Raw genomic sequence first — 12,965 nt, 5'->3', positions numbered from 1 at the left:
GTCGTAATTGACACATTAAATTTCGAATTCCGACTGCAAAGCGGCCCGTACACAGTACAAAACGCCCTCGGGTACCCGTCCGGTAAACAGCGGTGCTATATCGGAAACCGGGGGTAATTCCCCCTCGCCATCAAGAAACGCGTCCTGGATTTCACCGAGCAAGTCTTCTGGCAGGTCGAGGGCCTGCTCCAGAGACAACTGCTGCTTGCCAATGGATTCGGCCAGCAAGGTGTAGACGTTCTTTTCCGAACACTGCAACTGCCCGGCGATCTGGATCGGTGTCATGCCGGCGCGGGCCAGGCTGATCAGTTCGTGACGGATATCGGCGATTTCCTTCGGTGCCTCGGTCTGGCCGCCAAGGACTTCCAGGAAGGCCTGGCCATAACGCTCCAGCTTACGTGCGCCAACGCCGCTGACCCGAGCCATCTCAGCCATGGTGGTCGGCTGCTCGCGCAGCATTTCCAGCAAGGTGGAGTCGGGGAAAATGACGTAGGGCGGCACGCTGTGCTCTTGCGCCAGCTTGCGCCGCAACGCACGCAGGGCTTCCCACTGTTCCCGCTCCTCGCCGCGCACCAGTTGGCTGGCCTGGCTGGTGCTGCTGGACTTGGCAGTGGTCTGCGGCTTGAGGTCGCGGCGCAGTTCCAGGCTGACCTCGCCCTTGAGCAGCGGCCGGCAGCTGTCATTCAGACGCAGGCCGCCATAGCCTTCCAGGTCGATATCCACCAGGCCACGGGCCACCATCTGGCGGAACAACGACCGCCATTCGCCTTCAGCCCGCGCCTTGCCCACGCCATACACCGACAGGTGCTGGTGACCAAAACTGCGGATTTTTTCGTTGTCCTTGCCCAGCAGCACATCCACCAGATGACCGACGCCATAACGCTGGCCGGTACGGAAGATCGCCGACAGCCCCTGGCGTGCCGGTTCGGTTGCGTCCCAGGTCTGTACGCCGTCCACACAGTTATCGCAATGCCCGCACGGCTGGGGCATGTCTTCATCGAAATAGGCGAGCAAGGTCTGGCGGCGGCAGCGGGTTTCTTCGCACAGCGACAGCATGGCATCGAGCTTGTGCTGCTCCAGGCGCTTGTGACGCTCATCGCCTTCGGAGTTCTGCAGCATCTGCTTGAGCATCACCACATCCTGCAGGCCGTAGACCATCCAGGCATCCGCCGGCAGGCCATCGCGGCCGGCACGCCCGGTTTCCTGGTAGTACGCCTCAAGAGACTTGGGCAGGTCCATGTGCGCGACGAAGCGTACGTTGGATTTGTCGATGCCCATGCCAAACGCAATGGTTGCCACCATGATCAGGCCTTCCTCGTTGAGGAAGCGCTTCTGGTGATAGGCCCGCAACTCGTTGGGCAGGCCGGCGTGGTAAGGCAACGCGGGGTAGCCCTGTTCGCAGAGGAACGCAGCCACTTCATCGACCTTCTTGCGCGACAGGCAGTAGACAATCCCGGCATCGCTACGCCGCTCCGAGAGGAACGCCAGCAATTGCTTGCGCGGCTGCTCCTTGGGCACGATGCGATAAAAGATATTCGGCCGGTCGAAGCTGGAGAGAAAGCGCTCGGCGTTCTGCAGATGCAGGCGTTCGACGATTTCTTCGCGGGTACGCTTGTCGGCCGTGGCGGTCAGGGCGATGCGCGGCACATTGGGGAACAGCTCGGCCAGTTGCCCCAATTGTAGGTATTCACGCCGGAAATCGTGGCCCCACTGGGAAACGCAGTGGGCCTCGTCAATCGCGAACAGGGAAATTTCCAGGCTTTGCAGGAACGCCAGCATGCGCGGCTGCACCAGACGCTCGGGCGCAAGATAGAGCATCTTCACTTCACCCCGGCGGATCCGCGCCGCCAGGTCGCGCTGCTGCTCGGCACTCAGGGTCGAGTTCAACGCAGCGGCGGCGACGCCCAGCTCTTCCAGAGTGGCCACTTGATCGTCCATCAGTGCGATCAACGGCGAAACCACCACCGCCAGCCCTTCACGCAACAATGCCGGCACCTGGAAGCACAACGACTTGCCACCACCGGTAGGCATCAGGACCAGCGCATCACCGCCGCTGGCCACGCGCTCAATGATCGCACCCTGGCGGCCACGAAAGCTGTCGTAGCCGAAGATGTCCTTGAGGACGCGTTGAGCCTGTTCAAGCATGAAAAACTCCAAATTCCACCGAAATCCCTCTGTACAGGCTGGCTGAAAAAGCGCGCTTGACCGGGAAATAATCCGTAAGCGAACTTTTCCCGCAACCGCCTCCGGCCTGCAGGGGCATCACAAAACGCGGCAGTATACCCGAGCACTCCCCGGCAAAGGGCGCCACTGACGAATAGCGGCCCATCCGAAAACCTTGCAAATATGCAGTGCGGCTGGCCTGCACGCTCAAGAAGGCCTAGAATTCAGCATCGTTTATTCCCAAGGTAGTCTTTCAATGTCCTTCGCTGAGCAACTAAACCGCCTGCAAGCCTTCCTCGATGCCGATGAGCTGCATGACGAGGCGCTGGACTATGTGGCCGCCCACGGCTACCTGACCGCGCTGTCGATCTGCTCCGAGGTTGTACCTGATCGCGAATGGATCGACGCGCTGTTCGCCGAAGAGCCACACTACAAGGACGAGGCCCAGCGCACCGAAATCGAAGAAACCCTGGTCCAGCTCAAGGCGCACATCTCCCGCCAACTCGCAGCCGATGAAGAGTTCGAGCTGCCATGCGACCTCGACCTGGGCGAAGAGCCGGACGACTCCGACCTGCGCGGCTGGTGCATTGGCTTCATGGAAGGCGTGTTCCTGCGTGAAGCGGCCTGGTTCGAAACCGCCGAGGAAGAAGTCAGCGAAATGTTGCTGCCGATCATGGTCGGTTCCGGCCTGTTCGATGACCAGCCTGAGTTCGCCGATATCGCCAGCGACGCCAACCTGATGGACGACATGATCGTACAAATCCCGGAAGCGCTGACCGCCCTGTACCTGCTGTGCAATGCCCCCGACGAAAAACCGGCGATCCTCAAGCCTCGCCACCACTGAGTCCCCCGCCCGTGGCGCCCATGGGCAACCGCTCCCCGATTGTGTGCTACGCGCTTCTGGCCATTGGCTGGTTGAGCGTGGTGCTCGGCGTGATCGGAATCTTCTTGCCGGTCTTGCCGACCACGCCCTTCCTGCTCCTGGCTGCTGGCTGCTTTGCCCGTAGCTCACCGCGTTTCTACGCCTGGCTGGTCAACCATCCGCGCCTGGGCCCATGGATTCGGGATTACCTGGATGGCAACGGCATCCCTCTCAAGGGCAAGGTCTACGCCATCGGCCTGATGTGGCTGAGCATCGGCCTGTCCTGCTACCTGGTGCCATTGCCCTGGGCACGCGGGTTCATGTTGACCAGTGCGGTACTGGTGACGATCTATATCCTGCGCCAGAAAACCCTGCCTCCACGACCCAACTGACCCGTGGCGAGGGGGCTTGTCCCCCGTTGGGCTGCGCAGCAGCCCCAGTAAGGCCACTGAGTAATCTCAGGCAAAACCGAGGGTGCAGGTTTTGGGGCTGCTGCGCAGCCCAACGGGGGACAAGCCCCCTCGCCACGACAAGCACCGCCCATCCACCCCGCATGACAGCACCTACCCGACCTTCGTCGACACTGACTAACCCCGAGCATCATGCGAGACTGTCACCCCGGGCCTGGAATGCCTGGGTGTTCTTATGTCCGGAGTCCTCATGACGCTGTCCAGCGGGCTGATCGCCGCCGTTGCCCTGGCCTATATGGCCATTATGTTTGCCATCGCTTTCTACGGTGACCGCCGCCACGCGCCGCTGCCGCCACGGGTGCGTGCGTGGGTGTATAGCCTGTCGCTGGCGGTGTACTGCACCAGTTGGACCTTCTTCGGCGCCGTAGGCCAGGCCGCCGAACAGCTATGGGCTTTTTTACCGATCTACCTGGGCCCCGTACTACTTCTGGTACTGGCGCCCTGGGTCCTGCAGAAGATGGTGCTGATCAGCAAGCAGGAAAACATCACCTCCATCGCCGACTTTATTGCCGCACGCTATGGCAAATCCCAGTCCCTGGCCGTGGTCGTGGCGCTGATCTGCCTAGTGGGCGTGTTGCCTTATATTGCCCTGCAACTCAAAGGCATCGTGCTGGGGGTCAACCTGCTGATTGGCGCCGGCGCCGATGCCACCGGCACACGGGCCCAGGACACCGCCCTGATTGTTTCCCTGGTGCTGGCGCTGTTCACCATTGTGTTCGGCACGCGCAACCTCGACGCCACGGAGCACCACCGTGGCATGGTCCTGGCGATTGCCTTTGAATCCCTGGTCAAGCTGTTCGCGTTTCTTGCCGTCGGCGCGTTTGTCACCTACGGCCTGTACGACGGTTTCAATGACCTGTTCAGCCAGGCAATGCTCGCGCCAAGGCTGGAGGAGTACTGGAAAGAGACCGTCAATTGGCCATCCATGGTGGTGCAGACCGGCGTGGCGATGATGGCGATTATCTGCCTGCCCCGGCAGTTCCACGTCACCGTGGTGGAGAACATCGAGCCCCAGGACCTGCGCCTGGCCAAGTGGGTGTTCCCGGCCTACTTGGTGCTGGCCGCACTGTTTGTGGTGCCGATTGCACTGGGCGGCAAGATGCTGCTGCCAAGCTCGGTGCTGCCGGACTCCTACGTGATCAGCCTGCCCCTGGCCGAAGCCCATCCGGCCCTGGCGCTGCTGGCATTTATCGGCGGTGCTTCGGCGGCGACCGGCATGGTCATCGTCGCGAGCGTGGCGCTGTCGACCATGGTCTCCAACGATATGCTGTTGCCCTGGCTCCTGCGTCGCACCAACGCCGAGCGCCCGTTCGAAGTATTCCGCCACTGGATGCTCTCGGTACGTCGGGTCAGCATCGTGATTATTCTGCTGCTGGCCTATGTGAGTTATCGCCTGCTCGGCTCCACCGCGAGCCTGGCGACCATAGGCCAGATTGCCTTTGCCGCCGTGACCCAACTGGCCCCGGCGATGCTCGGCGCGCTGTACTGGAAGCAGGCCAACCGTCGCGGCGTGTTTGCCGGCCTGGCGGCGGGCACGTTCCTGTGGTTCTACACCCTGGTGCTGCCAATTGCCGCCCATAGCCTGGGTTGGTCGCTGAATATCTTCCCGGGCCTCTCGTGGCTACACGGCAACCCGCTGGGGCTGCCGATCACTCCGCTGACCCAGGGTGTGGTGCTGTCCCTGGCCGGCAACTTCACCCTGTTTGCCTGGGTCTCGGTCCTGTCGCGCACTCGGGTGTCGGAGCATTGGCAGGCCGGGCGATTTATCGGCCAGGAAACCAGCCAGCGCGCCAGCGCCCGCTCCATGTTGTCGGTGCAGATCAATGACCTGTTGAGCCTGGCGGCGCGCTTTGTCGGCGAGGAACGGGCGCAGCAGAGCTTCATCCGCTTCGCCTACCGCCAAGGCAAGGGCTTTAATCCCAACCAGAATGCCGACAACGACTGGATTGCCCACACCGAGCGGCTGTTGGCCGGCGTACTGGGCGCCTCATCCACGCGGGCGGTGGTGAAAGCAGCGATTGAGGGCCGCGAAATGCAGCTGGAGGACGTAGTCCGTATCGCTGACGAAGCCTCCGAAGTGCTGCAGTTCAACCGGGCACTGTTGCAAGGTGCAATCGAGAACATTACCCAGGGCATCAGCGTGGTGGATCAGTCCCTCAAGCTGGTGGCCTGGAACCGCCGCTACCTGGAACTGTTCAACTACCCCGACGGATTGATCAGTGTCGGGCGGCCGATTGCCGACATTATTCGCTACAACGCCGAGCGTGGCCTGTGCGGCCCCGGCGAGGCCGAAGTGCATGTGGCGCGGCGCCTGCATTGGATGCGTCAGGGCCGGGCGCATACCTCGGAGCGGCTGTTTCCCAACGGACGGGTGATCGAACTGATCGGCAACCCGATGCCGGGCGGCGGGTTTGTCATGAGCTTCACCGACATTACTGCCTTCCGCGAGGCCGAACAGGCCCTGACCGAAGCCAACGAAGGCCTGGAACAACGGGTCACCGAGCGCACCCATGAGCTGTCGCAACTCAACGTCGCCCTGACCGATGCCAAAGGCGTGGCCGAGTCGGCCAATCAATCGAAAACCCGCTTCCTCGCCGCAGTCAGTCATGACCTGATGCAGCCGCTGAACGCTGCGCGACTGTTCTCGGCTGCCCTCTCCCACCAGAGCGAAGGATTGTCCGGCGAGGCCCGGCAACTGGTGCACCACTTGGACAGCTCGCTGCGTTCGGCCGAAGACCTGATCAGCGACTTGCTGGATATCTCGCGTCTGGAAAACGGCAAGATCAATCCCCAGCGCCAGCCGTTTGCCTTGAGCGAACTGTTCGACGCCCTGGGCGCGGAGTTCAAGGTACTGGCCCAGGAACAAGGCTTGCGCTTCCGCCTGCGCGGCAGCCACTTGCGCATCGACAGTGATATCAAGCTGCTGCGGCGAATCCTGCAGAATTTCCTGACCAATGCCTTCCGTTATGCCCACGGCCCAGTGCTGCTGGGAGTACGACGCCGTCGCGGAGAACTGCGCTTGGAGGTGTGGGACCGTGGCCCTGGTATTCCACTGGATAAGCAGAAAGTGATCTTCGAAGAGTTCAAGCGCCTGGACAGCCACCAGACCCGTGCCGAGAAGGGCCTGGGGCTCGGCCTGGCCATCGCCGACGGGCTGTGCCGCGTGCTCGGCCACCGCTTGCGCGTGCGCTCATGGCCAGGCAAAGGCAGCGTGTTCAGCGTCAGCGTGCCGCTGGCCAAGGCGCAAACCAGCGTGCAGGTGCAGGTCACACCGGACAAGGGCCTGCCATTGAGCGGCGCCCAAGTGCTGTGCGTGGACAACGAAGACAGCATCCTGATTGGCATGCGCAGCCTGTTAAGTCGGTGGGGCTGCCAGGTCTGGACCGCACGCGACCAGGCGCAATGCGCGGTGTTGCTGGCCGATGGCATGCGCCCGCAATTGGCACTGGTGGATTACCACCTGGACCACGGCGAGACGGGCACCGAGTTGATGGCCTGGCTGCGGGCGCAACTGGCAGAGCCGATTCCAGGGGTGGTGATCAGCGCCGATGGCCGGCCAGAGATGGTGGCCCAAGTGCATGCAGCGGGGTTGGATTACCTGGCCAAGCCGGTCAAGCCTGCTGCGTTGCGGGCGCTGTTGAATCGGCATTTGCCGCTGTAGCTTGTTTAAACCCAAGCAGATAGGGGCTGCTGTGGCGAGCGGGCTTGTCGGAACGCCGTATCGCCCGCGTTGGGTGGCGCAGCCGCCCCAAAACCTGCCGGCTCGGTATGTCTTAAACAACTGCGGTGCCTGGGGTGGGGCTGCTGCGCAGCCCAGCGCGGGCGATACGGCGTTCCGACAAGCCCGCTCGCCACAGGGAGAGTCGTCAGTTTCTGAACGTTGTGTAGATACCCGATGCCACATTTGGGCTCTGCGTTTAGTCAGGTAGCTGTGCGACGCCATCTTCATCGGTCATCGCTTTCTCCAACAGGTCGGACGGCAAGCCTTTGCTTGCGCGCGCGCCCAGCAGCTTCAATTGCTCAACCCGGCTGACCAGATTGCCGCGACCGTCTGTGAGCTTATTGCGCGCTGCACTGTAAGCCTTATCCAGCTGCTGTAATCGATTGCCCACTTCGTCCAGGTCTTGGATAAACAGCACAAACTTGTCGTACAGCCAGCCGGCGCGCTCGGCGATTTCCCGGGCGTTCTGGCTTTGCCGCTCCTGCTTCCACAGGCTGTCGATCACACGCAAGGTCGCCAGCAAGGTGGTTGGGCTGACGATCACGATGTGGCGGTCGAAGGCTTCCTGGAACAGGTTGGGCTCGGCCTGCAACGCGGCGGAAAACGCCGCTTCGATGGGCACGAACAACAACACGAAATCCAGGCTGTGCAGGCCTTCCAGACGCTTGTAGTCCTTGCCGGCCAAGCCTTTGACATGGTTGCGCAACGACAGCACGTGCTGCTTGAGCGCGACCTGGCCGATCACGTCGTCATCGGCCGCCACGTACTGCTGGTAGGCCGTCAGGCTGACTTTGGAGTCCACCACCACCTGCTTGTCGCCGGGCAACATGATCAACACGTCCGGCTGGAAGCGCTCGCCATCCGGGCCTTTGAGGCTGACTTGGGTCTGGTACTCGCGGCCCTTCTCCAGGCCGGCATGCTCCAGCACCCGCTCCAGAATCAACTCGCCCCAGTTACCCTGGGTCTTCTGCCCTTTGAGGGCACGGGTGAGGTTGGTGGCCTCGTCCGACAGGCGCAGGTTCAATTGCTGCAGGCGCTCTAGCTCCTTGGCCAGGGAAAAACGCTCCCGCGCCTCGTTCTGATAGCTTTCTTCCACGCGTTTTTCGAACGACTGGATGCGCTCTTTCAACGGGTCGAGCAATTGCCCCAGGCGCTGCTGGCTGGTCTCGGCAAACCGCTGCTCGCGCTCATCGAAGATTTTCCCGGCCAGTTCGGCGAACTGCGCTCGCAACTCATCACGCGAGCCTTGCAGGTCGTTGAGGCGTTGTTGATGGCTGTCCTGCTGCTCACGCAGCTCGGCACGCAGGGAGGCCGACAAGGCGTCCAGGCGGCGTAGCTCGCCTTCCTTCGCGCCGCGCTCGATGTTCCAGGCATGAGCGGCATCACGCGCATTGTCGCGGTCGATCTGCAGCAACTCGACTTCCCGGCGTACTGCTGCCAGATCTGCCTGCTTGGCAGCATTGGCCTGGCTCAGGTAGCTGATCTCGTCACGGCTGGCGTCCAGTTGCGCGGCCAGCCCTTCCTGGGCCATCTGCGCCGTGGCCAGGCGCTCCTCCAACAGTTCCCAGCCGGCGCTGCGTGCATTCAGGCGGCGCTGGATCTGCCAGCACAGGACCGACAGAGGCAACGCCGCAGCGGCGAGGCCCAGTGCAACACTGGTCCAGTCAAAAGCCATAGCCATTCCTGCCATTACGGAAAAAGAGGAAGGTTAACCAAGCGGGCGCTTCGTGGACAGCTCAGTCTTTGATCTGGCCCAGTTCACGCTGGGCGCCCACGTCGCCGGCACGGGCGGCCTGGCGCAGAAGGTCGTGACCGATGCGGCGGTCCCGGGCGTTGCCACACTCGCGACACATCAACAGACCCAGGCGGCTCTGTGCCACGACCACCCCTTCACGCGCCGGCTGCTTGAGCAAACGTCCGGCGAAATGCTTGATATTGGGGTGATCGCCAATGCGCGGGCTATCCAGCAACCACAAGGCCACTTTCAAGGAGAAACGCTTGGGTGCGGTAACACTCGGAGGGTTGTCGGTAACAGAAGATGATACTGAGCGAAACTTCATAAAGCACTGTAGGGCAGAACGGAAGGCGCGCCACTCTACTCCTTTTTTCGTACGGGTAAAGCTGAAAAAACCCTGCACGCCCGTTCTAGAGCAAGCGCTTGGGACAATCCACAGAAGCTGTGGATAACTCAGTGGACAACCATGCTTTAACTCGCGCAAAGGCCCACGGGGCGGGGGCCGCGCTTAAACTGACGATTTTTTCACCAATAAAAAAAAGCCAGATTTTTCATTGACTTAAATTTTTGATGCAGGCATTCACGGGCCAAGCCAGCGCCGCACCATCCCGGTGACACACTACGCAACCAATGTGCACAACTACCTGCCTGGCGGTTATATCCCCGTGCTTTTGTGGGCCAAGGGCACAACAAAACGTTACGGGTGACACACAAACGCCACTTTTCAAAGGTCCGTGCGCTCGCCACACTGTTCGTCCTACAGCAAGGAGGTGCGCCACTTCATGAAAGGAATCCTAGTGTTCGCGTTGTTGCTGCTCGCCGTTTGTGTGATTTCCCTGGGCACCAATGCCGCGCTGCCGTCCCCTGATGGCGCGTTGTTTGCCATTGCTATCCTGTTGTCGGCCGCCTTCACGGCAGTCAGCTTGTGTATCGAGCTGGGTGACGGGCGGGTCAACGACATGCGCGATGTGGTGAAGGTCATCGAAACCGGCCAATCCCTGCGTCTGACCCTCGCCGCCTATGCACTGGGCTGTTCGTTGGCCGCAGCGTCCACTGTGCTGATTTATCGCGGGCTGATGGGCGGCTGATGAAAGTATTTGTGCTAACACACTTGCTTTACCTGTTTCAAGCCATTACTATCCGCAGCGTTAGTACCAAGCTGAAAGTCAATTCTGGTCGAACTAATCCCCGCGACGTAGCTTCCCTAAAGAGAAGTTCTGTCAATCTTGATGGGATCGACCACCTCGATGGTTTCCAGGTATCACTTGCGACGACACTGCCTTTGAACAATGCAAAGGGTGTCGCGAAGTATCCATACTCTGACCGAACCAACCTGCAAATTGATCAGGATCTTCACCCTGGGCCCAGAACCTTTGCCCCTGTTGTGTTGCCTGCCCTCCTAAGTACCTACCTGCCAGCCCAAGCGCGCCAAATTATTTAGCGCTTCAAACTGGCTGCTTTGTTCCAGTCGGGTTCTTCGCATGATCAATGGTGATCAGCGTCACTGGAACGTTTTAACGTTGCACGGTTCTTATCCGTGTCATTTGTAGGAACACCAATAATATGTCCACTCAAATCCATACTCAGGATGCCATTCGCACCCTAACCAATGCTTTTGCTCCAATGAACTGCCTGATCATGGCCGCTCGCAAAGGCTGCTTCAGCTTCACCCTGGTCAACGAACACGGCATCGCTCGTCACAGCGAACGCCTGTACCCCGATCAATACTCCAGCGCAGAACCGCTGCAGGCCGTGATCGAGCGTACCCGTCAGGCCCTGGTTGCCTGATTGACCCGACGCTGAACATCGAAAACCCTGCCCGCAAAGCAGGGTTTTTTATTGCCTGGGATTCGGCTTTTTAACGGCTGCCCTTAGGCCAAACAGATATAAAGCTTATAACCCGCGACGGGAAATATTTTAAAAACAGTCCTTTACGTCGTGAATCTGACACTACACTTCAACTCAGGCGGCCTGTTCCGCCTCCGGCGAGCCTGAGATCCGATCCACCGCTGCCAAGCCCCCCCCCTTCTCAGGCCTCGTCGACCACTTTCAACGTTTCGAGGGTTTTATGGGCATTGCCGCCGGCGAGTTGTGTCGTTATGTGATCCGCCCCACGTTGATTTACCTGGGCCGCCACAGTCAGACCGCTGAGACCCTGCTACTGGGGGTTGCCGCCAGCCAATCGGAACTGGGCTCAGCCTTGCACGACCGGCGCGGCCACGGCCTGTATCGCATTACCGAGCCGCGCCACAGGGCCCTGTGGGACGACTACCTGGCCCTCGACCCGGAACGGGCCAGCCTGGTGCGCGGCCTCGCCAGCCAACATGCCTTCCTCAGCGGGCCGCAACTGGAACTGACGGTCAACCTGCGTTACGCCACCGCCATCGCCTGGCTGCTGGTGGAGCAACATCGCCCCGAACTGCCCCAACCCGATGACGTGCTCGCCATGGCCCGTATCTGGAAAGAAATATTTCATCCCCAGGGCCGGCTGCGCGATTACACCCAGGCCTGGCAAACCTGTGTAAACCCAATGAATCAGGTCGCCTGCTGATCGGGCACTTTGCAAGATTCGGCAAAAATCGGCAATTTTGGTCGGATTGTCCTACAAAACCGCTCTATCTCCTACATTACAGCCTATAGCGCTAAGTTAGTTTTATTGGTACTTTCCGCAGCGGTGATCACCACGGAGTTCTAATAATGAAAAAAGTAATGCTCAAGACCACACTTAGCCTCGCCGTTGCCATGGCCTCTTCCCAATTGTTCGCAAGCGGCTTTGCCCTCAACGAACAAAGCGTCAGCGGGATGGGTACCGGTTTCGCAGGCCGTTCTTCTTCTGCCGATGATGCAAGCACTGTTTTTGGCAACCCTGCCGGTATGGCTCGCCTTGAAGGCCAGCAAGTCACAGGCGGTGTTGCGGCGATTGATGCCACGACCAATATCAGCCAGGTCAGCGGCAACACAAATACCCGCGGTAGCAACAAAGGCGATATGGTGCCTTTCACTGCCGTACCGTTCGGTTTCTACACCAACAAACTCAATGATCAATGGGCAGTCGGTTTCGGCGTCTATGCGCCGTTCGGCCTGGTCACTGACTACGAACGTGGCTTCCAGGGCCGTGGCTTTGGCAGCAAAAGCGAAGTGAAGGTCATTACCTTCCAGCCAACTGTCAGCTATGCCTTCAACGACCGAGTGTCCGTAGGTTTTGGTCCTACCTTCAACCGCATCGCCGGTACGCTGGAGTCGGATGTTTCGTTGCCGCAAGTGCCTAACGCCGTCAACAACATCAAGATCAAGGGTGACGATACCGCCCTGGGCTTTAACGTTGGCGTGCTGGTACAAGCCACCGACACCACCCGCGTGGGCCTGACCTACCATTCGAAAGTGAAGTACAAGCTCGAAGGCCACACCGAAGTGTCCCCGGGCGCTGGCGTTCCACCGCAGCTGCTGCGCGGCAACCGCTACGACGCTTCGCTGAAGATCGACACCCCTGAATCCTGGGACCTGTCGGTGACCCAGGACATGAACGATGCCTGGAAGCTGTATGCCGGCGCGACCTGGACACGCTGGAGCCGCCTGAAAGACATCACCGTCAACAACGAAGGCGTCACTACGGGCAACGGCGGCGGTGCAGGGCCACAGCTGGTGGGCACTATCAAGGAAGACCAGAACTGGCACGACACCTGGGCTTACGCAGTCGGTACCTCGTACCAGCTGACCAAGCAAGTGGTCCTGCGCACTGGCCTGACCTTCGACCAGTCGCCTACCAACAACACTAATCGTTCGCCACGTATCCCTACTGGCGACCGGACTATCTTCAGTGTTGGCTTGGGCTACGCAGTTATGGATAACATGACTATCGACCTGGCCTATTCGTACCTGCAGGAAGAAGACGTCAAGGTCAACAGCCACAACAAGCTGGGCCAGACGTACAACGCCAAGTATGAAAACAGCGCCAACGGTTTTGGCCTGGGCATGACGTACAAGTTCTGATCCAACGCTGCATATAAAAGCCCC

The 12,965-nt window shown here is 60.4% G+C and carries 10 protein-coding genes; 7 read left to right on the top strand and 3 right to left on the bottom strand.

The features are described from left to right. Positions 1-15: 15 nt before the first annotated feature. Positions 16-2,145 carry a DNA helicase RecQ gene (recQ, locus tag JTY93_RS07400; RefSeq protein ID WP_169993290.1) on the bottom strand — a complete coding sequence of 710 codons (2,130 nt, stop codon included), beginning with the start codon at positions 2,143-2,145 and terminating at the stop codon, positions 16-18. 274 nt (positions 2,146-2,419) lie between these two features. On the opposite strand from recQ, the gene JTY93_RS07395 reads away from it, so the two are divergent. From JTY93_RS07395 to JTY93_RS07385, 3 genes are all read left to right on the top strand, one after another. After that, the gene (locus JTY93_RS07395) at positions 2,420-3,007 is read left to right on the top strand and encodes a YecA/YgfB family protein (protein ID WP_169993293.1); all 588 of its coding nucleotides are present in this window, start codon (positions 2,420-2,422) and stop codon (positions 3,005-3,007) included. A gap of 20 nt (positions 3,008-3,027) precedes the next feature. Further along, entirely contained in the window at positions 3,028-3,417 is a 390-nt protein-coding gene (locus JTY93_RS07390) for a YbaN family protein (RefSeq protein WP_205477165.1), read from the top strand. Positions 3,418-3,685: 268 nt separating this feature from the next. Further along, positions 3,686-7,156: a hybrid sensor histidine kinase/response regulator gene (locus JTY93_RS07385; protein WP_205477164.1), complete on the top strand. Its 3,471-nt coding sequence runs from the start codon at positions 3,686-3,688 to the stop codon at positions 7,154-7,156. 256 nt (positions 7,157-7,412) lie between these two features. Here the strand turns inward: JTY93_RS07385 and JTY93_RS07380 are convergent, their stop codons facing one another. Both JTY93_RS07380 and JTY93_RS07375 read right to left on the bottom strand, forming a co-directional pair. Beyond that, positions 7,413-8,777: a DNA recombination protein RmuC gene (locus tag JTY93_RS07380; protein WP_205477178.1), complete on the bottom strand. Its 1,365-nt coding sequence runs from the start codon at positions 8,775-8,777 to the stop codon at positions 7,413-7,415. Between the two features lie 175 nt (positions 8,778-8,952). After that, positions 8,953-9,276, bottom strand: a complete 324-nt coding sequence (locus JTY93_RS07375; RefSeq protein ID WP_029292437.1) for an SEL1-like repeat protein — start codon at positions 9,274-9,276, stop codon at positions 8,953-8,955. 457 nt (positions 9,277-9,733) lie between these two features. On the opposite strand from JTY93_RS07375, the gene JTY93_RS07370 reads away from it, so the two are divergent. From JTY93_RS07370 to JTY93_RS07355, 4 genes are all read left to right on the top strand, one after another. Continuing rightward, positions 9,734-10,039: a hypothetical protein gene (locus tag JTY93_RS07370; RefSeq protein WP_169993302.1), complete on the top strand. Its 306-nt coding sequence runs from the start codon at positions 9,734-9,736 to the stop codon at positions 10,037-10,039. Positions 10,040-10,514: 475 nt separating this feature from the next. Then, positions 10,515-10,739 (top strand): hypothetical protein, encoded by a 225-nt coding sequence (locus JTY93_RS07365; RefSeq protein ID WP_007898912.1) that lies wholly within the window; start codon positions 10,515-10,517, stop codon positions 10,737-10,739. A gap of 280 nt (positions 10,740-11,019) precedes the next feature. Further along, entirely contained in the window at positions 11,020-11,502 is a 483-nt protein-coding gene (locus tag JTY93_RS07360) for a hypothetical protein (RefSeq protein ID WP_169993305.1), read from the top strand. Positions 11,503-11,648: 146 nt separating this feature from the next. After that, positions 11,649-12,941 (top strand): OmpP1/FadL family transporter, encoded by a 1,293-nt coding sequence (locus JTY93_RS07355; RefSeq protein ID WP_169993308.1) that lies wholly within the window; start codon positions 11,649-11,651, stop codon positions 12,939-12,941. Positions 12,942-12,965 lie beyond the last annotated feature (24 nt).

Origin of the sequence: Pseudomonas hygromyciniae (assembly GCF_016925675.1) — a bacterium.
GTDB lineage: Bacteria > Pseudomonadota > Gammaproteobacteria > Pseudomonadales > Pseudomonadaceae > Aquipseudomonas > Aquipseudomonas hygromyciniae.
Note: the sequence above shows the minus strand (reverse complement) of the source record. Positions and strands in the feature narration are given on the sequence as shown.